Origin of the sequence: Photobacterium atrarenae (assembly GCF_024380015.1) — a bacterium.
Classification (GTDB): Bacteria; Pseudomonadota; Gammaproteobacteria; order Enterobacterales; family Vibrionaceae; genus Photobacterium; species Photobacterium atrarenae.
Genome location: NZ_CP101508.1, coordinates 939817 through 963738, shown reverse-complemented (window position 1 = coordinate 963738; position 23922 = coordinate 939817). Strand labels below are relative to the sequence as shown.

The following is a 23922-nucleotide window of genomic DNA, read 5'->3' as shown; positions in this document are numbered from 1 at the left end:
GACATTGAAAAAATCTTAAAGTTCTGACGCCTCACTCCGATAAATCAAGTAAGCATTCTTTGTTATTTTCTCAGATTGATCGGAGCGCACAGTGTCGTCCATGCAGGTCCACACTCTCGATAAAGCACAGCTCATTCACGAAGTACAGCTGGGCGACCACCTCAACCATGCGGTTGAAGGCGGGCGTCGGGCTGACTTTGCGTTGATGCTGGCTATGCTGTCGCCGGATCAGCTGGAAACCGTTCCGGTCGATGCGCCGCCAGCCCCCGGCAAAACAGAAGCAGAGCTGCGGACATACTTTGAGCTCCAGCCTCCGCAGCCACTGACGACCACAGAGCACTGTTATACTCACAGCGCCATCCAGGCGGCCGCTTTCCACCAAAGCGGCGATCTGGGCGATGTTCGCCTGCTCCAGGGCCTGCAACCCACCGCGCTCGACTTCCCGCCCCAGGGCACCAAGGGAATGCCCGAGGAGGTATACCACAACCTGTCCGGCCATGAACGCCGCATGCTTCCCCCCAAGGAAGAGGCCAGTATTCAGGCTTCGCCGCAGGATCTGTACCTGTCGCTGATCCAGGCGAAACGCTACGCCGAAATGCAGCGTATCACCTGACAAACCACCAACTGTGAACCCGCCTGAGACGCTTTTATTTCGTGATAAGCGTCATAGCTTTACGATACCCAAACCGCACCCTGCTCACAGTTCACTAACATAAATACGGAGTTTGAAGGAATTGGGCACTTGTTCACTGTTCACGGCCATCGTCAGTGTCACGATGCCGAAAAGTGAGTCGAGAATGATCGACCCACTAACACCGAGCGTAAGTTGATAACTGCCCTCGTGCGCGTCAGCCACGGCAAACAGGTCAGAAAATAATAAAAAGCACCACCAATCGGTAACCATATCCGTGAGCATGGTCAGACATGGTCCAAACCGACGAGGGGAACACAGGTTATGAATATCGCACAATCCGTTTTTGTCGTTACAGCTGCTGGCTGCCCGGTGGGCAAAGCGATTTCACTTCATTTCGCTTCTCTGGGTGCCAAACTGGCATTGGTCGATATCCAGCCCGATCGCCTGGCACAGGTGCAACAGGCCTGCCTGTGTGCCGGTGGTGATTCAGACACGTTTTTGCTCACCACCCAGGACGAAACCTCAATTGCGCAGCTGATCCGCGACATTGACCGCCGGTTTGGCGCCATTGATGTCCTGATCAACTACTGGCAGAACGCCGAATTGCCTTCCCTGCTCGAACCGACCTCCGTCGATCGCTTCTGCCGCTCAATGATTGAAGGCGCAACCCCTTTTTTCATCTTCGGCAAGCATGCCGCCAGCTACATGCGTGAGCACCACAGTGAAGGGGTGATCATCAACCTGGCCGCCAGCTATTTCAATGCCAGCCAGCCTGCCAACAGCAGCTCAAAAGCCATGATTTCGGGACTGACGCAAAGCTGGGCCAAAGAGCTGGCCGAGTTTAATATCCGGGTGGGTGGCGTCGTCCCACTGTGTCTGGAAGGCCAATCCTGCCAAAGCGACTGCCAGCTCAGCATGCCGATGCAATATGAGATCGTCCGCTGCGCCGAGTATATTGTGGCCAACGACTACTTTAACGGCCGGATGATTGAGGCAGAAGCCGGTTAAGTCGTACACCCCGAGCCATCGAGCAAAGACAGTCCTCGCAACGCCCTCTCAACGAAAGCGTCATCACCCGATGAAAAAAAGCCCGCCAGAAAGGCGGGCTCGTGGTGCGTTGTAAAGCAAGTGCGCTAGCTATAACAACTGATTTTGTACCTTAAGCAGTTGCAGCTGCTTTTTTCGCTTTTGGTGCTTCAGCTGGCTTCTGATCGGCTTTCTTCTTGATCACTGTTGTGCCTTCGAAGGTTTCACCTTCCACGTAAGCCTTACCGTAGTATGAGGCAACCAGGACATCTTTCAGTTCGCTGATCAGCGGGTAGCGCGGGTTCGCACCGGTACACTGATCATCGAATGCTTCCACAGACAACTCATCCAGTTTCGCCAGGAAGTCAGACTCCGGCACACCAGCGGCCTGAATGGACTTCGGAATTTCCAGGTTGGTCTTCAGCTCGTCCAGCCAGCCCAGCAGGCGCTCGATTTTCTGTGCTGTACGGTCACCCGGCAAAGACAGGCCCAGATGGTCAGCCACTTCAGCATAGCGACGACGTGCCTGCGGACGGTCGTACTGAGAAAACGCAGTCTGCTTGGTTGGGTTGTCATTGGCATTATAACGAACCACATTTGAAATCAGCAGGGCATTTGCCAGGCCGTGCGGCAGGTGGAACTCAGCACCGATTTTGTGCGCCATGGAGTGACATACACCCAGGAAGGCGTTAGCAAATGCGATACCGGCAATGGTCGCCGCATTGTGCACTTTCTCACGGGCAATCGGGTCGTTCGCGCCGTTGGCATAGCTTGAAGGCAGGTACTCTTTCAGCATCTTCAGGGCTTGTAGCGCCTGGCCGTCAGAGTACTCGTTCGCCAGCACAGAAACGTAAGCTTCCAGGGCATGCGTCACCGCATCGTAACCACCAAAGGCAGTCAGAGATTTCGGCATGTTCATCACCAGGTTGGCATCAACAATCGCCATTTGTGGTGTCAACTCATAGTCCGCCAGTGGGTATTTCGCACCGGTCTTGTCGTCTGTCACAACCGCAAATGGCGTCACTTCAGAACCCGTCCCTGAAGTGGTGGTGATACAAACCAGCTCCGCCTTCTCACCCATTTTCGGGAACTTGTAGATACGTTTACGGATATCCATAAAGCGCATCGCCAGCTCTTCGAAGTGTGTTTCCGGATGCTCGTACATCACCCACATGATCTTCGCGGCATCCATCGGAGAACCACCCCCCAGGGCCAGAATCACGTCAGGCTGGAAGCTCTTCATTGCTTCGGCACCCTTCTCCACCACAGACAGGGTCGGGTCAGCTTCAACATCAAAGAAGGTCTGAACTTCCATGCCTTGTGCTTTCAGCAGGCTGACGACGTCGTCGGCATAACCGTTGTTGAACAGGAAGCGGTCTGTCACCAGGAATGCACGTTTCTTACCTTCCAGGTCGCCCAGGGCAATCGGCAGACTGCCGCGACGGAAGTAAATCGATTTCGGAAGTTTGTGCCACAGCATATTCTCAGCTCGCTTCGCTACTGTCTTCTTGTTGATCAGGTGCTTCGGACCCACGTTCTCAGAAATTGAGTTACCGCCCCAAGAGCCACAGCCCAGCGTCAGAGACGGAGCAACGTTGAAGTTGTACAGGTCGCCGATACCACCATGGGTGGTCGGGATGTTCACCAGAATCCGTGCTGTTTTCAGCTTGTCACCGAAGTAACGGATACGATCCTGGTTCACGTCCTGGTTGGTGTACAGACCAGAGGTATGACCGATACCGCCGATTTCAACCATCGTCACGGCCTGTGCTACGGCATCTTCAAAGTCAGTGGCACGGAACAGACCCAGGGTCGGCGACAGCTTCTCGTGCGCAAAGGCATCATCATAAGAAACTTTATCCAGACCTTCACCGATCAGTACTTTGGTATCTGCCGGTACTTTCACCCCGGCCATCTCTGCGATCTTGGTCGCTGGCTGGCCGACAATCTTGGCATTGAGGTTGCCTTCAATCAGCAGCACCTGGCGAACTTTTTCAGCTTCTGCTTTGTTCAGCACATAACCTTTGTGTGACGCAAAACGCTCTTTCACTTCGTCATATACAGAATCAACCACGATTGCCGCCTGCTCAGAGGCACAGACCACGCCGTTATCAAATGTCTTGGACATCAGGATAGATGCCACGGCACGCTTGATATCGGCAGTTTCGTCAATCACAACCGGCACGTTACCCGCACCGACACCAATCGCTGGTTTACCGGAAGAGTATGCCGCTTTCACCATGCCCGGGCCGCCGGTGGCCAGAATCAGGTTGATGTCCTCGTGCTTCATCAACGCGTTCGACAGCTCAACAGAAGGCTGATCAATCCAGCCGATGATGTCTTTCGGTGCGCCCGCAGCAACAGCAGCATCCAGCACCAGCTTCGCCGCAGCATTGGTCGACTCTTTAGCGCGTGGGTGCGGTGAGAAAATAATCGCGTTACGGGTCTTCAGGGAGATCAGAGATTTGAAGATTGCAGTTGATGTCGGGTTGGTGGTCGGAACGATACCGCAAATAATGCCGACAGGCTCTGCGATGGTCATTGTTCCCAGGTTATCGTCTTCGTCCAGGATCCCGCAGGTCTGCTCATCTTTGTATTTGTTGTAGATAAATTCAGACGCGAAGTGGTTTTTAATCACTTTATCTTCAACAATACCCATGCCGGATTCAGCAACAGCCTGCTGGGCCAGAGGAATGCGTGCATTGTTCGCAGCCAGTGAAGCGGCACGAAAGATTTTGTCGACTTGCTCCTGAGAGTAAGTGGCAAACTCTTTCTGAGCAGCTTTGACACGTGCAACCATTGCATCTAATTCAGCCAAGTTTGTAACAGGCATAGTTAACTCCTAACTTAATATTGAAAACTTTTTAATAAGGATACGTCTTCATTCCTTCAGGCTACCGGGTTCAGATAACACGCTTTTTCTACAACCCGATAACACACACACTTAGTAAATTGCTTTCAAAACTGATTATATTGTTTCACGGCGTGAAAAAAATTGATTTAGATCAGTTGTCCCTCTAAAGGAGAGGACAAAAAACACGTGCCACATGGAACATAATAAAAACAATAACTTATATGCAATAAAGGTTAGTTTCATATGGTCCGCATTGGAGCACGTGAGTTTCCCGATCACCCCAGCCAGCAAATGTTGAATAATATTTCGTAATAAATCTACATTATTACGCATCTGCTCGTGCAACCGAGACAACGATTGCCGTATCAACTTCTCAACAAAATCAGCCTTACTCACACATCATCTACCCATTTAGCGTAATTCATCCTGCAACCGCTTTACAGCCGGGTAACACAATCTTCACTGATAATTATTCCTAAGGAGAGGAATAATTTTTTTTTATTGGAGCTGGTTAGAAGTTTGGCTTAAAGTAGCGCCGATTTTCAGGCAGTGCCTTTCTTTTTCTGGTATATGAGCCCCCATGCAGACCTTCGATGTTGCGATATTTCTACAGTTCTTTGTCGGCCTGATCGCCGCCGTCAACCCGATCGGAATCATGCCGGTTTTCGTCTCTCTCACCGGTCATATGGGTGTCGAGGAGCGCAGCAAAACCGCCATTACCGCCAATCTGGCCGTGGCCGTGATCCTGACGGTCTCACTGCTGGCCGGCCAGTTTCTGCTGGATATGTTCAGTATTTCCCTCGATTCGTTCCGGGTCGCCGGCGGTCTGCTGCTGCTTAGCATCGCCTTTTCCATGATGAGTGGGAAACTGGGGGAAGATAAACAAAACAAGCAGGAAAAATCAGAGTCGATCAGCCGAGAGCAAGTTGGCGTCGTCCCACTCGCCATGCCGCTGATGGCAGGCCCGGGGGCGATCAGCTCCACCATTGTGTATGGCTCGCGCTACCCGGACGTGAGCAGCACGCTGGGGATCATTGCTACCATCGGCCTGTTTGCCCTGGGCTGCTGGCTGCTGTTTCGGGCAGCGCCGATCATTGTCCGCTTCCTGGGTCAAACCGGAATTAACGTCATCACCCGGATCATGGGCCTGATCCTGGCCGCGCTCGGCATTGAGTTCATTGCCAACGGCCTGCGTGCCCTGTTCCCCGGATTAGCCGCTTAGCTCAGACTTGGCGGGCGCCTCTGCCCGCCCTACATATCCAACCCATTGTTTCTGAACGCACTCCCTTATGTGCTATCGCCATAAAGCAAGCACCCAATTACCGGAGCAGCTGTAATCCGTATTACCCGCCCTTGCCCCAAAAGAAAAGCCTCACAATACACCTTTTAGTAAAAATGGCTCGGGGATATGTTGCTGGCAACATATTAACTTTTGTACTACAAATATGGAAACTATGATTGCATAATTCTGCATTGATCTATTACGTTCGATCCGATGCTCCCCTGAGCACCAGTAATGACGGTAGCTTGCGCTTTCCCCACCACCTGGCACAAGAAACATACAATTCAGATGTGACTCCATATTGTTATCTTTTTAAAAGATAGCCGTTGCATTTGCTATGCCCTCTTCTATAAAATCCCGCAGCTAAAAATACACTGTTCAAAAGTTCAGGGAATGAACTCGCTTTTGCTAATCCATGAGAACCTGAGCAATGAAAACTAATCATCCATTCTTCAAAGTACTCGCCGTCTGCTGCCTGATTTTAGCCGGCTGCGGTGGGGGTGGTAGCAGCAGCTCTGACCCAGCGCCCGTTGCGCCGACCAAACCCAGCAAACAACCTCGCCATATTCTGGAAGCTGCTGATATCCGGGCTGCCTTTTCCGAGGATCTAATCATTCATCCGGAAGTGAGCTATTTACAGGGCGAGCTCCAGCTCGCACTGGTCGACAGCCAACCCGAGGATATTGCGCAAGTCACCCGCACCGGCGATGGTATCCAGGTATTCGCGCCGGGTAACATAACCATTCGGGCCACCGATACCAGCACCGTATTCGAAAATTCTGAGGTCACCTTTTCTATCGATGTCGACAAGGGCATCAACCACCTGTTACAGGCTCAGGATTTATCAATCAGCTTTGCTAACCGAAGTGCGCCGACGCTTCAGGCCATGAATTATAAAGGTACGGTCAGCTACCAGGTTGCCGATGAGAGTCAGCATCTGCTGGCTATTGATGCGCAAACCGGCGAAATAACGCCACTGGGTGTGGGTGTTGCCACAGTTATCATTTCAGATACCGGCAATGACCTATATGCGCCAGCCACAACCACGTCAACCGTGACCATCACACCTTCAGCGCCGGGCTCCCTGAGCTTTGCGCCGCTTAACGTTCCTTATTCACCCAATCGTTTTATCACGCCCTGGCGGGTGAACGGCGATGATTTTGCCACCTATCGTTATCAACTCAATGCCCAGTCGGCTCCCGACGTGATCCGGGTGGATCAGCAAACCGGCCTGATTGAAGTACTCGGTGTCGGTGAGGCAAGCGTGGATATGACGGCAACCTACAGCTCAGGCTACCGACCGGCGTCCCGATCGGCCAGCTTTACCGTCACCATCACCGAAGGCGAGCGGTTAGCCCTGGAAATCGAAAGCCAAACGTTCAGCTTTGTCCCCGATAAAATCATCACGCCAAATGTCCGCCACGCAATCAGCCAACCGACTTACTCCGTCGAAAGCGGTGATGGCGTGATGAAAATCGATCCTGTCTCCGGGCTTCCGCAAATGGTCGGTACCGGGATGGCGCAACTGCGCGCGGTTGATCATGCCAACAGCAATTATCCGGCATCGGAATACAACTTCATCTATACCGTGAACAAAGGCGTCCATCCCGGGCTTCCGGCCGAAACAATCATCAGGCAAACCTACGAAGACGGCTTAACCCTACTGCCTGAACTCAAAGGGCAATACGGCCAACTGAGTTTGACGGGTGATCCTGCATCTGTCGCGATCAATGGTGAAACGATTCAAGTTCTGAAAGCGGGAAAAACAACCTTAACCGTTACCGACTCCGGCGGGCAACTGTTCCAGCAGTCAGCCCCGGCATCGCTCACGCTGGATATAGGCAAAGCGCCGCACCCGCCATGGTCGGTTGATCACCTGACCATGGACTATCAACCAAGCTGTGTTGCGCTGAGTTCGCTGGTCAGCGGAGAGCAGGGCGTGCTCAATATTGCAGGGAACAGCCAACCTGACGTTGCCCGTTTCGATCCACAACAACGCTGTATTCAGATCCTCAAGCCCGGCTCGACAGACTTCAGCCTCTACAGTGAGGAAAGTCAAAACTACCTGGCGTCCGCACCCAAAACACTCTCGGTGATCATTGCCCCGGCGGATGCCGCGCTGAGTGTCTCGGGCGATGTGTCCGGTATCTACGGCAGCAGCAAGCTGGCACCACCGAGAGTCGACGGTAGCCACGGCATACTCAGCTACAGTATTGATGCCGGAGCGGCCCAGGATGTCGTCAGCATCGACCCGCAAAGCGGCCAGATGACGATACGCAATGCCGGCACGACTCGGGTCAAAGTCAGCGACAGCGGTGATGATCGCTATCTTGCTGCTGAAACCTATTTTAACGTCACCGTAAAGCCGGCTGTTAATTCACTGGCTGCCAGCTACGCACCAACCCAATATCAGCCCGGCACCCGACTATTACCGCAACTGGAAAACGTTGCCCCGGACATGACACTCACGTTCAGTCTGCAGTCTCAGGGGGATGCCCCGGTCAACCTGCTCAACACGAGCACCGGTGAACTGGAAGTCCTTGGCGCCGGTTCGTTCGAAGTTCTGGTGAGCACAACCTCTCGCAACTTTGCCCCGCTCACCCGAAGTGTACAGGGACTCATCGAAAAAGCGGCACACCCGGGGATCCGCACCACCCCAATCACTGTCAATTATGCGCCGCTGAAAACGATCCCGATTGAGATTAGTGAGCCCGCCATTGGCAAACGAATCTATGCCGAGGTCGGCGATAGCAACCTGATTGATGTCGACCACAATAGCGGTGTCGTTTCGCTGCTCGACTATCAAGGAGCAAGCTCAGCAGCGACAGTCAAGATCAGTGAAAATGACGGAGATAAAAATCACTACCCGCTGGTCGAGCCGGCATTGCAACAAATGACGGTTTTGCCGCCGAATGAAAACGAGTCACATCGAGACATCACGCTGACCGGCACGGGGACGATTTTCGAAAGTCGTTTAAACCGCACCCACGACAGCGATGCCTTCCGCCATTTGAAAAATACCAGAATCGGTTTTGCCGGGGTGCGCAACGCACCTGCCAACGAAAAACTAATCACTCAACATGGTATAGGCCAGGTATTGATGGTCGATATGATCCCAGAAGGCGAGGAAGATAACCTCAGTAACCGAAAACCGCTTCTGATATATGTTCAACGCTTTGATGGCTGTCCGGATCAATACCACCGCGACGCCGTAGCCAATGGTTCCGCTGCCCCGATTGCACTGGATGAATACATCAGTTGCGCCGGCGAGCAAACCAACCGCTTTTTAAGCTTTATCGTGCTGGATGACACCTATCTGACCCCGGGGAACTGGCAGGCGGTCGTGCCCTTCGTGGTATACCGCCAGTCAGAGCGAGCCTTCAAACCGACCGCGCTCGGCGGCTGTTACCAAGGTACAACCGCTGACGGTAACTACGAGGGATGCCCGGAAGATGGCCAGGAATCACCGTCACGCCTCAATGAGTGGAACCGCGTTGATATTCGGCTGACCAAGTAAGATGGCCCTAGCCTGAAGCAAAAAGCCAGTCGAGAACGACTGGCTTTGTTGTGCCACTCAGCGATGCTTCGCTTACTTGGCATCCAGGAAGTTCACGGCTTTATCCGGGAAGTCGGTAAACACACCGTCAACGTTGGCAGTATTGTAGAAGATATCCAGCATGTCGCTGAAATCATTCGCGTAAGCCGGAATACGACCAGTATCGCTGCGGAAAGTGTACGGGTGAACCTGCATCCCTTGTGCATGCGCCGCTTTCACCAATCCGGTCAGTTTGATATTCCCCTTGGTTGATTTATCGGAAACGACCATGGGTTTCCAAGGACCAATACCATCGGCGTATTTGGCAATCACTTCCATCCCACCGTTGGCAAACATCCAATCGTAGTTATACGGCTGGGCCTGACCCTGATCGTTGTAGATCATGGTCTCATTCCAGTCGGTGTAAGCCATCAGCTGAACCAGTTTCACATCCATGCCCATCGCCGGCATCAGTTCATCGTGGATCCGCTTCAACTCATTGAAGTCGAACGTTTGCAGGTAGACCTTGCTCGCTTTGCTGGTGTATCCGTACTGCTTCAGGACCTTCAGCACGGCTTGACTGATATCTTTACCTTCATGACGGTGGAACCAAGGCGCCTTAATTTCAGGATAGATACCAATGTCATAGCCCAGTGTCTTGTTCAGGCCCTGGATCATTTCGATTTCTTCTTCCAACGTCGGGACTTTGAAATCAGACTGCCACATCGGATAGCGCTCAGGGAACCCCTGAACCTGCTTGCCGTCTTTAAGATTAAAGCCTTCGGTCACACTCAGCTGTTTGATTTCCGCCAGCGTGAAATCAATGGCGTAATAACGACCGTCTTTTCGGGCACGTTCCGGGAACACCTCGGCGACATTCGTCACTCGGTCCAGGTAATGGTCATGGAGCACCACCAGCTTATCGTCCTTGGTCATCACTACATCCTGCTCGATATAGTCAGGTTTCATCGCATACGCCATGGCTTTGGCCGGCAGGGTATGCTCCGGCAGGTAGCCGGATGCACCGCGGTGAGCAACCACAATTTTCTCATTTGCAGATGTATCAACAGACGACTGGGCTTGAGCCAGTACAGGGATGGCCAACAGGCTCGCACCGATCAGCGCAGCAAGAGAGTGCTTTTTCATTATTATCACCAACTATCAGAGCAATTAAATTTGAGTGAATGCGAAACAAACACTCATAAACGCTCAACATAATAATGATTTGCGAAAAAATCATGACAGAAACATGGCATAAATGTGATCTTTTCTGTACATCGATGTCGATGATCGCCGCGAAAGGCGATCAAACTCACATTTTTATACCAGGCACATCTGAACAGCATAAAAAAACCGAAGCAATAGCTCCGGTTTTCAAAAAGATATATATAAACAGCAATCGCGAACTTACTTGCGACGCCAGGTCGTCCCCTGCGGGCCATCTTCGAGGATGATGCCCATTGCAGTAAGTTTGTCACGCGCTTCATCGGCAGCCGCCCAATCTTTTGCCGCACGGGCATCCAGACGTTGTTGGATCAGCGCTTCAATTTCTGCCACATCGTCTTCTTCACCGGCACCGCCTTGCAGGAAGGCTTCCGGATCCTGGCTCAGCAGGCCCAGGATATCCGCCAGCTCGCGCATCTCAGCGCCCAGTGCTGAAGCCGCTGCCAGATCTTCCGCTTTCAGGCGGTTAATCTCACGAGCCATGTCGAACAACACCGAGTAAGCTTCCGGCGTGTTGAAATCATCGTCCATTGCGTCTTTAAAGCGCGCAACAAATGCTTCACCGCCCTGCGCCGCAACCGTGCTGTCGAGACCACGCAGTGCTGTGTACAGGCGCTCCAAAGAAGCACGCGCCTGCTTGAGGTTCTCTTCGCTGTAGTTCAGCTGGCTACGGTAATGACCGGACATCAAGAAGTAGCGTACGGTTTCGGCATCGTAGTGCGCCAGTACATCGCGAATCGTAAAGAAGTTCCCCAGCGATTTGGACATTTTCTCGCGATCCACCATCACCATGCCGCTGTGCATCCAGGTATTCACATACTGGGCACCGCTGGCGCAGCAAGACTGGGCAATTTCATTTTCATGGTGCGGGAACTGCAAATCCGAGCCACCACCGTGAATATCAAAGTGATCACCCAGGATAGCCGAGTTCATGGCTGAACACTCAATGTGCCAGCCCGGACGGCCAGGGCCCCAAGGCGACTCCCAGGTCGGCTCACCCGGCTTGGACATTTTCCACAACACGAAATCCAGCGGGCTGCGCTTGGCGGTGTCAATATCGACCCGGGCACCGGCTTGCAGCTGCTCCAGATCCTGCTTCGACAGCTTGCCGTACTCGTCATATTTACTGACTTCAAACATCACATCGCCGTTATCGGCCACGTAGGCAAAACCGCGTTCGATCAGGCGTTCACACATCGCGATAATTTCTGCGATGTAGTCGGTGGCACGCGGCTCGATATCCGGGCGCTTCATGCCCAGGGCATCAAAGTCGGCGTACATTTCGCCGATCAGGCGCTCGGTCAGTGAATCACAGCTTTCGCCGTTTTCCGCTGCACGTTTAATGATTTTATCGTCGATATCAGTGATGTTACGCACAAACGTCAGGTCGTAGCCTGAATAGCGCAGGTAGCGTGAAACCACATCGAATGACACGAATGTCCGGCCATGGCCGATGTGACACAAATCATAAATGGTAACCCCACAGACGTACATGCCTACTTTACCAGGCTGGATGGGTTGAAATTCCTCTTTCTGTCTTGTGAGCGAGTTATAGATCTTTAACATGTCTCGTAATTACTCATTTTATGGGGTTACATTCAGACAGGTAATTACACCTTGTATAACCGGTTAAGGCAAGGAAAAATGCGGCAAACCTGCGTTCATCGCCCATGACAATCCACAGGAGCGGACACCAGGGCGATTGAGCAGCCGATCTCATCGTTCCGGACGTTACAAGCCATCCCACGCTCGCGGAATTTACCGTTTCATGGATGGTTCACCTATAGTTATACCAGATGAGACCTAATCCGGTTGATATTCAACCACAATGGCTCATGACATCCGGCAGCTGATGAGAAAATATCCGCCCCGGCTCTCAGCAATAAGTGATTGATCCCGGATCATATTGACGCTTTGCCTTAGTCAGTTAGAATTCAATGTTTAAAACAGTAGACATCCATTAAAGGACAAGCTCATGGTAACGCTTCATACCACTTTTGGTGATATCAAAATCCAACTTAATGCAGAAAAAGCGCCTGAAACATGTGCAAACTTCCTCCAGTACTGCCGTGACGGTTTTTATGACGGCACCCTGTTCCACCGCGTGATCGACGGTTTCATGATCCAGGGCGGCGGCATGGCCTCTGGCATGGTCGAGAAAGAAACACGTGCGCCAATCAAAAACGAAGCAAACAATGGCCTGAGCAACAAAGTCGGTACGCTGGCGATGGCGCGCACCATGGAGCCGCATTCAGCCAGCTCTCAGTTCTTCATCAACGTCAACGACAACAAATTCCTCGACTTCAAATCAGAGACACCTGATGGCTGGGGTTACTGTGTATTTGCCGAAGTCGTTGAAGGCATGGACGTTGTCAACAAAATCAAAGCTGTTGCCACCGGTAACTGGGGCTACGTTCACCAGGATGTTCCGGTTGAAGAAGTCGTGATCAACAGCGTAACCATCGAAGAGTAAATCATACTCTCAGGGGCGGCCTTCCGGTCGCCCTTCTTTTCTTATGACGACATTATTTATTTCCGATCTGCACCTCAGCGCAGAGCGTACCGATATGACCGACTGTTTCCTGACATTTATGCGAGAGGAAGCTCAGGGCATCGATGCGTTGTATGTACTGGGTGATTTTTTCGAGATGTGGGTGGGTGACGATGATCATTCGCCGTTTCATCAACAAATCAAAACCGCTTTCAAGCAGCTGACCAATACCGGGACCCCTTGCTACTTCATCCATGGCAACCGCGATTTTCTGATCGGCAAACGGTTCAGCCGCGAGACCGGAGTGACGCTGCTGCCGGAACATGCGGTGATTGACTTATACGGTCAGCCGACCCTGATCCTGCATGGCGACACCTTGTGTACCCTGGATGAAAAATATCAGGCTTATCGTAAAAAAGTCCATAATCCGTTGATTCAATGGCTCTTCCTTCGCCTACCGCTGGCACTGCGCCGCCGTATCGGCAATCAGCTACGTCAGGGCAGCAGCAAGGCGAACCAGGAGAAACAGCAAACCATTATGGATGTGACGCCGGAAGAAGTCGTCAAGGTCATGGCTGAACATCAGGTCCACACTATGATCCACGGCCACACCCATCGTCCCGCGATCCACCAGCTCATGGTCGAGGGTCAACCCGCCCGACGAATCGTCCTGGGTGATTGGTATGATCACGGTTCGGTTCTGGTCTGCACGCCGCAAGGATGTGAGTTGCAAACCCGGGCATTTGCCGACACTTCCCACCCGGCTGACTAAACACCCCGGGACGCAACTGTCACAAAGGTACCCAATACGTACCTTTGTGCTTTGCCAGAACTTTTCAGCGTATCCATCTCAGCGCATCATTGACACGTAAAACTCCTGTGGCACGATAAATCCACACTCACCATTAACAGTGTGATCCGGGTTGACATCACAAACCTTGTCACAACTGAGTCCATCAGGGATAATTTATGCGGAAATAGGCTAAAAATCGCGTTAGCCTGTTGAATCAATTTGCTAGAAATATCACGAAGTGGCGACAAAAACTTTTGTAGTATGCTCAATACAACCGCCATGATCCTAAAAATCGCCGCAATAAACGGTATAACCATATAAAAAATAAATGCATTCATACCTCGCCCGACAACCTGTTCTGAACAGAAACAAAGAAACTGTTGGTTACGAATTGCTGTTTCGCGATGGACCCAACAACTGTTTTCCTGATGTTGGGGATGAACAGGCAACCAACCGGCTATTAGCCGATAATTTCTTTACCCATAGCGCCAAAAAAGCCACCGGGGGAAAACTTGCCTTCATTAATTTCCCTTATTGCAGCCTGATCCAGCGTGTGCCACTGATGTTTGCCAAAAAGAGTTTCATCATTGAAATTCTGGAGACCTGTGAGCCCACCGATGAACTACTTGAAGCGGTCATAGAACTCCATCAGCAGGGCTACCTGCTGGCATTGGATGACTTTGTGCCAAGTGAAGCGTGGAACCGTTTCCTGCCTTATGTCCACTTCGTCAAATTTGACATCCAAATCACTCCTATCGCCAAAGCCGGCTTTTTTATTCGCCGCCAGCGTGATCGGGTCGAGCACCTGAAGTTTCTCGCTGAGAAAGTGGAAACCCACGAAGAATTTGAGGCAGCACATGAAGCTGGCTTTGACCTGTTTCAGGGGTACTTCTTCAGCCGGCCGGAAATGATCCAGCGCAAAACCTTAACCCCCTGTGCGCTGACCACCATGCGGCTGTTCCAGGAGATCAGTCAGGACATCGTGGACTTCGATACGGTCGAAGCCATCATCGCCAACGATGTGTCGCTCTCGTATAAACTGCTGCGCCATGTCAACGGCATGACCTCCGCCCAGGCCAAGCCTGTGACCTCTTTCCGCCAGGCGCTGGTTTACCTTGGCGAAGAGCGGCTGCGCCGGTTTATCAGCTTCGTCGCTACCGCACATGCCGCAGAAAGGAAACCCCGCTCACTTTACGGTCTCTCGGTGCAGCGGGCACAATTTTCTGAGCGGCTGAGCAAGCAAATTTCCCAGACGATCTCCGGCAGCCAGGCCTTCCTGGCCGGCCTGTTCTCGCTGCTGGATTCCCTGCTCGATCACCCCATTGAAGATCTCATTACCCAGCTGCCGCTCAGTGATGAAGTCAAAGCCGCAGTGATCCACCAGCAAGGCCCGTTGGGGATGATCCTCAGACTCAGCCAGGCCTATGATCAGGCCAACTGGGCCGAGGTCGCCCAGCTTTGTCGAACCTTGGCCGTCCCTGAATCAGTCGTTGCAGAACTCTATCTGGAATCTTTACAATGGAGTTCCTTTATTGAGAAATCATCAGCCGACTAATTCATGACCACCACAACCCAACTTTGTCCCTGTGGCAGCAAGCAGCTTTTGTCTGCCTGCTGCCAACCAATCCACCGTGACCCGTGTCGCGCCCAGCATCCGGAACAGCTAATGCGCGCCCGATACAGCGCCCATGTGCTGGGGCTGGTTGATTTTGTTGTCGCCACCTACCATCCGAGCTGCGAGGCCGAGCAGCACCGTGACGCTATTGCCGAGTCCGTCCATAGCCAGTGGCTTGAACTGGCGGTGATCAGCAGCGAAATAGCAGATAATAGCGAGGGCTTTGTTGAGTTCAAGGCCACTTACCGTGACGGTGATGAGACCTTCTGTCTTCACGAAAAATCACGTTTTGTCCGTGAACCCGTCGGTGAGCACCAGCAATGGTATTACATTGACGGCGAATACCCACATACCGATGAAACGCTGTCATCAGCGGACACCGCCCCCGCTGCGCCAGCCGTGAGCCATAAAGTCGGGCGTAACGACCCCTGCCCTTGCGGCAGCGGCAAAAAATTCAAAAAGTGCTGCGGATAACCCGGCTTCCGCTGTGAAAGTTCGCCTGTCGTGGGATCACGGCAGGCCGTCTAACTGCCTGTAGTCCATGGAAACCGAAAGCGCCTGCGCCAAGTGTCTTTGCATCCAATTTCATTGCGTTTTCCGGACCACCTCATATTTCGCCCACAAACTCAAACAGGCTGAGCGTTTTTTGTTCAATCCGTATCAATCGTTGTCGATAAAACAAACAAGCCCACAACGAAAGAGACCGTGAGATGATTCATCCTAATCAACGACTGCCCCTGACCGCGCAGAAGCAGCTGAAAAAAGTCACTCAAGCCTCCCTGATTGATGAGCGCAAGCAAAAAGTAACAGAGCCGGAGAAGGACGCTCAAGGCAGCCCGGAGGAGCAACCAAAAAAACGCCGCCGTAGAGGATTGCTGGATATCTACGTCTAGCGGAGCGGCGACAGTTGAGCCACGTCATCCAACAGGGTTTTCACTTATTTTAATCTTTCAGTAAAAATCCTGTTGCAAAATAAAATCAGCTTGGTTAGTGTGAAGTACAAGCAACGAGCAAATAACGATTTAAACAGAGTAAATAATTATGCGTATCAATATGGTAAGCCTGCATCACCATCATCATCCTGACTAGTCTTTCGGGAGGATACGCCTCACTCTGGAAGACGAAAATCGACTCTTCCAGCGCTCAATCGAAGCCACCAAATTCAGGGCCCTTGGAAGAACTTACTTCCGAGGGCTTTTTCATTTTCGGACCAAAAAAATTGAATACAGGGAAATACCAATGCAGACACAACGACTACGAATTGCAATTCAAAAGAAAGGACGCTTGAGCAAAGAATGCCAGGACCTACTGCGCCGCTGTGGTGTGAAGTTTAATCTGGTTGGTGAACGCCTGGTGGTCCACTCTGAAAACATGCCGATTGACCTGCTGCTGGTTCGCGATGATGACATTCCAGGCCTGATCATGGATGGCGTGGTCGATTTAGGCGTCATCGGCGAAAACGAACTTGAAGAAGTCGGCCTGGAGCGTGCCGCCTTAAATGAGCCATGCAACTATGAACTCCTGCGCCGCCTGGATTTCGGTGGCTGCCGGCTATCGATCGCGATCGACAAGGATGCCAAGTACAACGGGCCACAGGATCTGCAAGGCAAACGCATTGCCACCACCTACCCGCAGCTGGTCAAGCGATACATGGATGAGCAAGGCGTGAAATTCAGCCACTGTCTGCTCAACGGCTCCGTCGAAGTTGCCCCGCGTGCCGGCCTTGCCGACGCCATCTGTGATCTGGTCTCCACCGGCGCCACGTTAGAAGCCAACGGCCTGAAGGAAGTAGAAGTGATCCTGCGCTCCAAAGCAGTGCTGATCCAGCGCACCGGCGAATTCAGTATCGATAAGCAAGCCCTGATTGAACGCCTGCTGACCCGGATGCAGGGTGTTCTGCAAGCCAAAGAGTCGAAATACATCATGCTGCACGCGCCGACCGATTGCCTCGAGCAAGTGATCGCCCTGCTGCCGGGCGCAGAAGATCCAACAGTGCTGCCGCTGGCTGCCGACAAGCAACGGGTTGCTGTCCATCTGGTCAGTGCCGAAAACCTGTTCTGGGAAACTATGGAGCAGCTCAAAGAACTCGGGGCCAGCTCAATCCTGGTGTTGCCAATTGAAAAGATGATGGAGTGATATCATGAAAACAGTCGTCTGGCAGTCATTAAGCGATGCGCAGCGCGAGTCACTCCTACAACGTCCGGCCATCGCAGAAGGGGCCAATATCACTGCCACCGTTGCCGGGGTGATCGAGGATGTGCGCCAGCGTGGCGATGAGGCACTACTCGCCCTGACCGAAAAATTCGACCGGGTTCGCCCGGCGCAAATTCCCGTCAGCCGGGATGAGATCGAAGCGGCAGCCGAGCACCTCAGTGAAGAGATGAAACAGGCACTGCAGCAGGCATACAGTAACATCAAGACCTTCCACAAAGCGCAGAAACAAGCGCCGATTCAGGTGGAAACCCAGCCTGGTGTCGTCTGCGAGCAAGTGACGCGCGCCATCAACTCGGTTGGCCTTTACATTCCGGGCGGTAGCGCACCGCTACCGTCAACCGTGCTGATGCTCGGCGTACCAGCTCAAATTGCCGGCTGTCGCAAAGTGGTGCTGTGCTCACCGCCGCCGATTGCCGACGAAATCCTCTATGTCGCCAAGCTGTGCGGGATTGATGAAGTCTATAATGTCGGCGGCGCCCAGGCGGTGGCAGCGATGGCTTACGGGACTGAGAGCGTGACCAAGGTCGATAAAATTTTTGGCCCGGGCAACGCATATGTCACCGAAGCCAAGCGCCAGGTCAGCAATGACTTTCGCGGCGCGGCAATTGATATGCCGGCCGGCCCGTCAGAGGTGCTAGTGATCGCCGATGCGACCGCCGATCCGGAGTTCATCGCCGCCGATTTGCTGAGCCAGGCCGAGCACGGCCCGGACTCCCAGGTCGTGCTGGTCACGCCTGAGCCGAGCCTGGCCGATCGCGTCGCCGATGCGATCCAGCAACAACTGGCACTGCTGCCGCGCGCAGAGATTGCCCGCGAGGCGCTGGGCTCCAGCCTGCTGATCATTGCCGATACCCTGCCCCAGTGCGTGTCGATCTCCAACCACTACGGGCCGGAGCACCTGATTGTCCAGACCCGGAACCCACGTGAGCTGGTCTCTCAACTTGACAACGCCGGGTCGATTTTCCTCGGTAGTTGGTCACCGGAGTCGGTCGGCGATTATGCTTCCGGCACCAACCACGTGCTACCGACCTATGGTTATACCCGCACTTACTCCAGCCTCGGGCTGGCAGATTTCTCGAAACGGATGACCGTCCAGGAATTATCAGCCAGCGGCCTGCAACAACTGGCGCCCACTGTCGTCACCATGGCAGAAGCCGAAGGCCTGGATGCGCACAAACGCGCCGTGACGATCCGGATTGAAAAACTACAACAAGCGCAGCCGGATGACTTGTCGCCGGCCAAGGAAGCCTAACCATGACAATAACCAAACTGGCCCGAAAAACGGTCCGCGACCTGACCCCGTATCAATCTGCCCGCCGCCTCGGCGGCAGCGGGGACATCTGGCTCAATGCCAATGAGTCACCGTTTGCCAATGAATATAAGCTGCAATGTGATCGGCTCAACCGCTATAGCGCCTGCCAGCCACAAGAGCTGCTCCAGGCCTATGCCGACTATGCCAAAGTACCGGTCGAACAAGTGCTGACTTCCCGCGGTGCCGACGAAGGCATCGAGCTGCTGATCCGCACTTTCTGCGAGCCCAATACCGACAGTATTTTGTACTGTCCGCCAACATACGGCATGTACGCCATCAGCGCCGAGACATTCGATGTCACCGCCAAGAAGGTTCCCCTCACCGAGGAATGGCAGCTTGATTTGCCGGCTATCCGCGACAACCTGGACAGCGTCAAACTGATCTTCGTCTGTAGTCCCAACAACCCGACCGGCAACCTGATCAACCGCCGCGATATTGAAGCCCTGCTCGATATGACCGCCGATCAGGCGATTGTGGTGATGGATGAAGCCTATATCGACTTCTGCCCGGAAGCCTCGACTGTCGATCTGCTGGAGCGCTATCCCAACCTGGTGATCCTGCGCACCCTGTCCAAGGCCTTCGCTCTGGCCGGCCTGCGTTGTGGTTTCACGTTGGCCAATCCGGACATTATCGCGCTGATGCTGAAGATCATCGCCCCGTACCCGGTGCCCGTCCCGGTCAGTGACATTGCAGTCCAGGCACTCTCCCCGGCCGGACTGGCCAAAACCAAATTCCAGGTGCTGGATCTCAATGCCAACCGCGCCTATCTCCAGGCTGGCCTGAGCATGCTCGAAGGTGTCACCGTATATGAAGGCTACGGCAACTATCTGCTGGTGCAGTTCCCCGATGCCGAGAGCCTGTTCAGCGCCTTGTGGGATCAAGGCATTATTCTGCGCCGCTCCCCGGTTGAAAACTGTATCCGCATCAGTGTCGGTAACCGTGACGAATGTGAAAAAACCCTGGCCTTTATTCGCAAGCAACTAAGCCAGCGCTAAGCCGGATAAACATCAAAGGAAGAAATTGTGAGCAAGGAAAAAATACTATTTATCGACCGTGACGGCACCCTGATTGTCGAGCCACCGGAAGACTTTCAGGTTGATCGGCTGGATAAACTTCAGTTGGAGCCCTTTGTGATCCCGGCGCTGCTCCAGTTGCAGGACGCTGGCTATACCCTGGTGATGGTCACCAACCAGGACGGCCTGGGCACCGACAGCTACCCGCAACCCGATTTCGATGCCCCGCACCAGATGATGATGGACATCTTCGCCTCGCAGGGGATCAAATTCGAAGATGTGCTGATCTGCCCGCACTTTGAGGAAGATAACTGCAGCTGCCGTAAGCCCAAGCTGGGCATGGTCAAAGACTACCTCCAACAAGGCCGGGTCGACTTTGCCCACTCAGCGGTGATTGGCGATCGGCAAACCGATCTGCAACTGGCGGAAAACATGGCGATTCGCGGGATCCAATACAACCCGCACACCATGGGCTGGCTACAGATCGTCAAAGATCTCACCACCAACCCAAGGATCGCCGAAGTGGTGCGTACCACCAAAGAGACGGACATCCGGGTGAAGGTGAACCTGGATGAAACCGGCGGCAACCAAATCCAGACCGGGCTGGGCTTCTTTGATCACATGCTGGATCAAATCGCCACCCACGGCGGCTTCCGCCTGGAACTGAGTGTCGATGGCGATCTCCACATTGATGATCACCACAGTGTTGAAGATACCGCACTGGCTCTGGGCCAGGCGCTGAAACAAGCGCTGGGCGACAAGCGCGGCATCGGCCGCTTCGGCTTCAGCCTGCCGATGGATGAATGTCTGGCGCAATGCGCGCTGGATCTGTCCGGCCGCCCGTACCTGAAGTTCGAGGCCAAGTTCGGCCGCGAGCAGGTTGGCGATCTCTCCACCGAGATGGTGTCGCACTTTTTCCGCTCCCTGACCGATACCCTGGCCTGTACCCTGCACCTCTCGTCAGCCGGTGACAATGATCACCACATTGTTGAGAGCCTGTTCAAAGCCTTTGGCCGCACCCTGCGCCAGGCAATCCGGGTCGAAGGCAACGAACTGCCGAGCAGTAAAGGAGTACTGTAATGGACACCAACTCTCAGCGTATTGTCATTATCGATACCGGCTGTGCCAATGTCTCCTCGGTCCGTTTCGCCATTGAACGGCTGGGCTATCAGGTCACCGTGAGCAAGGATCCGGCCGTGGTGCTCGCGGCAGATAAACTGTTTCTGCCCGGCGTCGGTACCGCCAGTGAAGCAATGCAGAACCTGCGCGATCGCAACCTGATCGAACTGATCAAACAAGTCGAGCAGCCGATGCTCGGGATCTGCCTTGGGATGCAGCTGCTGGGAACGATCTCGGAAGAGCAGGGCCAGAGCGGCACCGAGCTGGTACCCTGCCTGGGCTTGTGTGACGGACCGGTGAAAAAGATGCAGACCGGCGCGCTGCCGCTGCCGCACATGGGCTGGAATACGGTCACTCCCGTTGCCGATCATCCGCTGTTTCAAGGTATTCCGGCGGGCAGCTATTTCTATTTTGTCCACAGCTATGCGATGCCGGTCTCTGAGGCCGATGCCCCGGCCGGGTATACCATCGCCCGCTGTGAATACGGTCAGCCATTCAGTGCTGCCGTACAGCGCGGAAACTATTACGGCGTCCAGTTCCACCCGGAACGCTCCAGCAAGGCCGGTGCCCAGCTGATCAAAAACTTTTTAACGATGTGACTGAATAACGCAGCGCAAGATCACAAGGATTGAAGATGATTATTCCCGCACTCGATTTAATTGATGGCCAGGTCGTTCGCTTGTTCCAGGGCGACTACGGCCAGGTCACAGAGTATAAAGTCGACCCCGCCGAGCAGTTTCGGTGCTACCACCAGGCCGGGGCCGACTGGCTGCACCTGGTGGATCTGACCGGGGCCAAGGACACTTCGGCCCGCCAGCTGGCTCTGATCCAAAGCTTGCTGCAAAGCACCCCGGCCAAGATCCAGATCGGCGGCGGTGTCCGCACCGAGCAGGACGTGGCCGATCTGCTGGCGGCAGGTGCCCAGCGCGTGGTGATTGGCTCCACCGCGGTCAAGCAGCCTGAGCTGGTCAAAGGCTGGATGGAAAAATACGGCCCGCTGCACATCGTGCTGGCACTGGACGTCAATATTGATGCCGACGGCAACCGCAACGTTGCTGTCTCCGGCTGGCAGGAAGACTCCGGCGTTACCATTGAAGCACTGCTCGATGACTTTCTCACCGTCGGCCTGAAACACGTGCTATGCACTGATATTTCACGTGACGGCACCCTGGCCGGTTCCAATGTCGATCTCTATGTCGACCTGTGTACCCGTTACCCGCAAATCGACTTTCAGTCTTCCGGCGGTATCGGCAGCCTGGACGACATCGCCGCCCTCAAAGGCAGCGGCGTTGCCGGAGTCATTGTCGGCCGGGCCTTGCTGGACGGTAAATTCAGTGCCGAGCAGGCATTCCAGTGCTGGAACAGCTAACCAACGGGGAGAAATCACATGTTAGCCAAACGTATTATTCCTTGCCTGGATGTCCGGGACGGTCAGGTCGTGAAAGGGGTGCAATTTCGCAACCACGAAATCATCGGCGATATCGTCCCGCTGGCCAAGCGCTATGCCGAAGAAGGCGCCGATGAGCTGGTCTTCTATGATATCACTGCCTCCAGCGACGGCCGGGTGGTCGATAAAAGCTGGGTCGCCCGGGTTGCCGAGGTGATTGATATTCCTTTCTGTGTCGCCGGCGGGATCAAATCCGCGGACGATGCCAGCCGCATCTTACAATTCGGTGCCGACAAGGTTTCCATCAACTCCCCGGCCCTGGCCGATCCAAACCTGATCACAGAGCTGGCGGACAAGTTCGGGGTGCAGTGTATTGTGGTCGGCATCGATTCCTACTTCGATGCCGAAAGCGGCAAGTACCAGGTCTACCAGTTCACCGGCGATGAAAAACGAACCCAGGCCACCCGCTGGGAAACCAAAGACTGGGTGCAAGAAGTGCAGCGCCGCGGTGCCGGTGAAATCGTGCTGAATATGATGAATCAGGACGGGGTGCGCAACGGCTATGATCTCGACCAGCTCAACCTCGTGCGCGAGGTGTGTCATGTGCCGCTCATCGCCTCCGGCGGCGCAGGCGAAATGGTCCATTTTACCGATGCGTTTCACCGGGCCAATGTGGACGGCGCGCTGGCAGCGTCCGTGTTCCACAAACAAATCATCAATATCGGTGAGCTCAAAACATATTTGAAACAACAAGGTGTGGAGATCCGGCTATGAGTCAGACGACAAACATAAACTGGGATAAAGTCGGCGGACTGGTCCCGGCCGTGGTTCAGGATGCCACCAGCGGTCAGGTCCTGATGCTGGGCTATATGAATGATGAAGCGCTGAATAAAACCCTCGAAACCGGGCAGGTCACCTTCTGGTCACGTTCGAAAAACCGGCTCTGGACCAAAGGAGAAAGTTCGGGCAATGTGCTGGAACTCGACAGCATCCGGGTTGATTGCGATGAGGATACCCTATTGGTTACCGCCACACCGGTCGGCCCAACCTGCCACCTGGGAACCCCAACCTGTTTTGACAGCAATGCCCCGCTGGTCGGTAACGGAACACAGCCGGCACTGGTGTTTCTTCACCAACTGGAACAGGTCCTGGCTGAGCGCAAAGATGCCGATCCTGATTCTTCCTATACGGCCAGCCTCTATGCCCGTGGCACCAAGCGTATTTCGCAGAAAGTGGGCGAAGAAGGGGTTGAAGTCGCACTTGCGGCGACGTCGGGCGATAAGGCGGAGCTAGTGTGTGAATCTGCCGATCTCTTGTACCACCTGATTGTCCTGCTTCAGGATCAGGGGCTGTCATTGTCCGATATTACGGCCAAGCTTCAGGAGCGCCACAAGTAAACAACAAGTATCGTCCGGATTAAAAA

At 53.8% G+C, this 23922-nt stretch carries 20 protein-coding genes and 1 other annotated feature; of the genes, 17 read left to right on the top strand and 3 right to left on the bottom strand.

Features of this window, described 5'->3' with window-relative positions; genetic code table 11:
* The first annotated feature begins 100 nt into the window (after window positions 1-100).
* The gene (locus tag NNL38_RS04755) at window positions 101-613 is read left to right on the top strand and encodes a VC2046/SO_2500 family protein (protein ID WP_255389879.1); all 513 of its coding nucleotides are present in this window, start codon (window positions 101-103) and stop codon (window positions 611-613) included.
* Window positions 614-955: 342 nt separating this feature from the next.
* Window positions 956-1642, top strand: coding sequence for an SDR family oxidoreductase (locus NNL38_RS04750; RefSeq protein WP_255389878.1), 687 nt, complete (start codon window positions 956-958; stop codon window positions 1640-1642).
* A 151-nt stretch (window positions 1643-1793) separates the two neighbouring features.
* On the opposite strand, the gene adhE is transcribed toward NNL38_RS04750, so the two are convergent.
* On the bottom strand, window positions 1794-4493 hold the full coding sequence (adhE, locus tag NNL38_RS04745) for a bifunctional acetaldehyde-CoA/alcohol dehydrogenase (protein WP_255389877.1): 2700 nt from the start codon (window positions 4491-4493) through the stop codon (window positions 1794-1796).
* 601 nt (window positions 4494-5094) lie between these two features.
* Here adhE and NNL38_RS04740 point away from each other — a divergent pair.
* Together NNL38_RS04740 and NNL38_RS04735 are read left to right on the top strand one after the other, a co-directional pair.
* A complete protein-coding gene (locus NNL38_RS04740) occupies window positions 5095-5736 on the top strand; it encodes a YchE family NAAT transporter (RefSeq protein WP_255389876.1) in 642 nt (213 codons plus the stop codon).
* Window positions 5737-6226: 490 nt separating this feature from the next.
* Window positions 6227-9313 carry a hypothetical protein gene (locus NNL38_RS04735; protein WP_255389875.1) on the top strand — a complete coding sequence of 1029 codons (3087 nt, stop codon included), beginning with the start codon at window positions 6227-6229 and terminating at the stop codon, window positions 9311-9313.
* A gap of 72 nt (window positions 9314-9385) precedes the next feature.
* On the opposite strand, the gene glpQ is transcribed toward NNL38_RS04735, so the two are convergent.
* Both glpQ and cysS read right to left on the bottom strand, forming a co-directional pair.
* Window positions 9386-10477: a glycerophosphodiester phosphodiesterase gene (glpQ, locus tag NNL38_RS04730; protein ID WP_255389874.1), complete on the bottom strand. Its 1092-nt coding sequence runs from the start codon at window positions 10475-10477 to the stop codon at window positions 9386-9388.
* A 261-nt stretch (window positions 10478-10738) separates the two neighbouring features.
* Complete coding sequence (gene cysS / locus NNL38_RS04725) at window positions 10739-12121, bottom strand: cysteine--tRNA ligase (protein ID WP_255389873.1); 1383 nt, start codon at window positions 12119-12121, stop codon at window positions 10739-10741.
* 409 nt (window positions 12122-12530) lie between these two features.
* On the opposite strand from cysS, the gene NNL38_RS04720 reads away from it, so the two are divergent.
* The 13 genes from NNL38_RS04720 (at window position 12531) to hisIE (ending at window position 23896) form a co-directional block, all read left to right on the top strand.
* A complete protein-coding gene (locus NNL38_RS04720; RefSeq protein WP_255389872.1) occupies window positions 12531-13028 on the top strand; it encodes a peptidylprolyl isomerase in 498 nt (165 codons plus the stop codon).
* A 43-nt stretch (window positions 13029-13071) separates the two neighbouring features.
* On the top strand, window positions 13072-13818 hold the full coding sequence (gene lpxH, locus NNL38_RS04715; RefSeq protein WP_255389871.1) for a UDP-2,3-diacylglucosamine diphosphatase: 747 nt from the start codon (window positions 13072-13074) through the stop codon (window positions 13816-13818).
* 349 nt (window positions 13819-14167) lie between these two features.
* Window positions 14168-15394: an EAL and HDOD domain-containing protein gene (locus NNL38_RS04710; RefSeq protein WP_255389870.1), complete on the top strand. Its 1227-nt coding sequence runs from the start codon at window positions 14168-14170 to the stop codon at window positions 15392-15394.
* 3 nt (window positions 15395-15397) lie between these two features.
* Entirely contained in the window at window positions 15398-15928 is a 531-nt protein-coding gene (locus NNL38_RS04705; protein WP_255389869.1) for a YchJ family metal-binding protein, read from the top strand.
* A 236-nt stretch (window positions 15929-16164) separates the two neighbouring features.
* Window positions 16165-16347 carry a hypothetical protein gene (locus NNL38_RS04700; RefSeq protein ID WP_255389868.1) on the top strand — a complete coding sequence of 61 codons (183 nt, stop codon included), beginning with the start codon at window positions 16165-16167 and terminating at the stop codon, window positions 16345-16347.
* A gap of 171 nt (window positions 16348-16518) precedes the next feature.
* Window positions 16519-16657: a sequence feature (His leader region), on the top strand.
* Between the two features lie 36 nt (window positions 16658-16693).
* Window positions 16694-17590: an ATP phosphoribosyltransferase gene (hisG, locus tag NNL38_RS04695; protein WP_255389867.1), complete on the top strand. Its 897-nt coding sequence runs from the start codon at window positions 16694-16696 to the stop codon at window positions 17588-17590.
* Window positions 17591-17594: 4 nt separating this feature from the next.
* Window positions 17595-18920 carry a histidinol dehydrogenase gene (hisD, locus tag NNL38_RS04690; protein ID WP_255389866.1) on the top strand — a complete coding sequence of 442 codons (1326 nt, stop codon included), beginning with the start codon at window positions 17595-17597 and terminating at the stop codon, window positions 18918-18920.
* A gap of 8 nt (window positions 18921-18928) precedes the next feature.
* On the top strand, window positions 18929-19975 hold the full coding sequence (hisC, locus tag NNL38_RS04685; RefSeq protein ID WP_255390561.1) for a histidinol-phosphate transaminase: 1047 nt from the start codon (window positions 18929-18931) through the stop codon (window positions 19973-19975).
* A gap of 27 nt (window positions 19976-20002) precedes the next feature.
* On the top strand, window positions 20003-21073 hold the full coding sequence (hisB, locus tag NNL38_RS04680; protein WP_439651375.1) for a bifunctional histidinol-phosphatase/imidazoleglycerol-phosphate dehydratase HisB: 1071 nt from the start codon (window positions 20003-20005) through the stop codon (window positions 21071-21073).
* Entirely contained in the window at window positions 21073-21711 is a 639-nt protein-coding gene (gene hisH / locus NNL38_RS04675) for an imidazole glycerol phosphate synthase subunit HisH (RefSeq protein ID WP_255389865.1), read from the top strand. The genes hisB and hisH overlap by 1 nt, the downstream gene beginning before the upstream one ends.
* Window positions 21712-21746: 35 nt before the next feature.
* Entirely contained in the window at window positions 21747-22481 is a 735-nt protein-coding gene (hisA, locus tag NNL38_RS04670) for a 1-(5-phosphoribosyl)-5-[(5-phosphoribosylamino)methylideneamino]imidazole-4-carboxamide isomerase (protein WP_255389864.1), read from the top strand.
* An 18-nt stretch (window positions 22482-22499) separates the two neighbouring features.
* Window positions 22500-23273: an imidazole glycerol phosphate synthase subunit HisF gene (hisF, locus tag NNL38_RS04665; RefSeq protein ID WP_255389863.1), complete on the top strand. Its 774-nt coding sequence runs from the start codon at window positions 22500-22502 to the stop codon at window positions 23271-23273.
* Complete coding sequence (gene hisIE / locus NNL38_RS04660; protein WP_255389862.1) at window positions 23270-23896, top strand: bifunctional phosphoribosyl-AMP cyclohydrolase/phosphoribosyl-ATP diphosphatase HisIE; 627 nt, start codon at window positions 23270-23272, stop codon at window positions 23894-23896. Before hisF ends, hisIE begins: the two co-directional genes overlap by 4 nt.
* Window positions 23897-23922: the final 26 nt, after the last annotated feature.

What these genes read in the sequence shown, in the direction of transcription:
- hisF (WP_255389863.1), top strand. Translation starts at nt 22,500, where the DNA reads ATGTTAGCCAAACGTATTATTCCTTGCCTGGATGTCCGGGACGGTCAG.
- hisD (WP_255389866.1), top strand. Translation starts at nt 17,595, where the DNA reads ATGAAAACAGTCGTCTGGCAGTCATTAAGCGATGCGCAGCGCGAGTCA.
- NNL38_RS04705 (WP_255389869.1), top strand. Translation starts at nt 15,398, where the DNA reads ATGACCACCACAACCCAACTTTGTCCCTGTGGCAGCAAGCAGCTTTTG.
- hisA (WP_255389864.1), top strand. Translation starts at nt 21,747, where the DNA reads ATGATTATTCCCGCACTCGATTTAATTGATGGCCAGGTCGTTCGCTTG.
- cysS (WP_255389873.1), bottom strand. Translation starts at nt 12,121, where the DNA reads ATGTTAAAGATCTATAACTCGCTCACAAGACAGAAAGAGGAATTTCAA.
- NNL38_RS04740 (WP_255389876.1), top strand. Translation starts at nt 5,095, where the DNA reads ATGCAGACCTTCGATGTTGCGATATTTCTACAGTTCTTTGTCGGCCTG.
- NNL38_RS04755 (WP_255389879.1), top strand. Translation starts at nt 101, where the DNA reads ATGCAGGTCCACACTCTCGATAAAGCACAGCTCATTCACGAAGTACAG.
- adhE (WP_255389877.1), bottom strand. Translation starts at nt 4,493, where the DNA reads ATGCCTGTTACAAACTTGGCTGAATTAGATGCAATGGTTGCACGTGTC.
- NNL38_RS04700 (WP_255389868.1), top strand. Translation starts at nt 16,165, where the DNA reads ATGATTCATCCTAATCAACGACTGCCCCTGACCGCGCAGAAGCAGCTG.
- hisIE (WP_255389862.1), top strand. Translation starts at nt 23,270, where the DNA reads ATGAGTCAGACGACAAACATAAACTGGGATAAAGTCGGCGGACTGGTC.
- glpQ (WP_255389874.1), bottom strand. Translation starts at nt 10,477, where the DNA reads ATGAAAAAGCACTCTCTTGCTGCGCTGATCGGTGCGAGCCTGTTGGCC.
- NNL38_RS04720 (WP_255389872.1), top strand. Translation starts at nt 12,531, where the DNA reads ATGGTAACGCTTCATACCACTTTTGGTGATATCAAAATCCAACTTAAT.
- NNL38_RS04735 (WP_255389875.1), top strand. Translation starts at nt 6,227, where the DNA reads ATGAAAACTAATCATCCATTCTTCAAAGTACTCGCCGTCTGCTGCCTG.
- hisG (WP_255389867.1), top strand. Translation starts at nt 16,694, where the DNA reads ATGCAGACACAACGACTACGAATTGCAATTCAAAAGAAAGGACGCTTG.
- lpxH (WP_255389871.1), top strand. Translation starts at nt 13,072, where the DNA reads ATGACGACATTATTTATTTCCGATCTGCACCTCAGCGCAGAGCGTACC.
- NNL38_RS04710 (WP_255389870.1), top strand. Translation starts at nt 14,168, where the DNA reads ATGCATTCATACCTCGCCCGACAACCTGTTCTGAACAGAAACAAAGAA.
- NNL38_RS04750 (WP_255389878.1), top strand. Translation starts at nt 956, where the DNA reads ATGAATATCGCACAATCCGTTTTTGTCGTTACAGCTGCTGGCTGCCCG.
- hisH (WP_255389865.1), top strand. Translation starts at nt 21,073, where the DNA reads ATGGACACCAACTCTCAGCGTATTGTCATTATCGATACCGGCTGTGCC.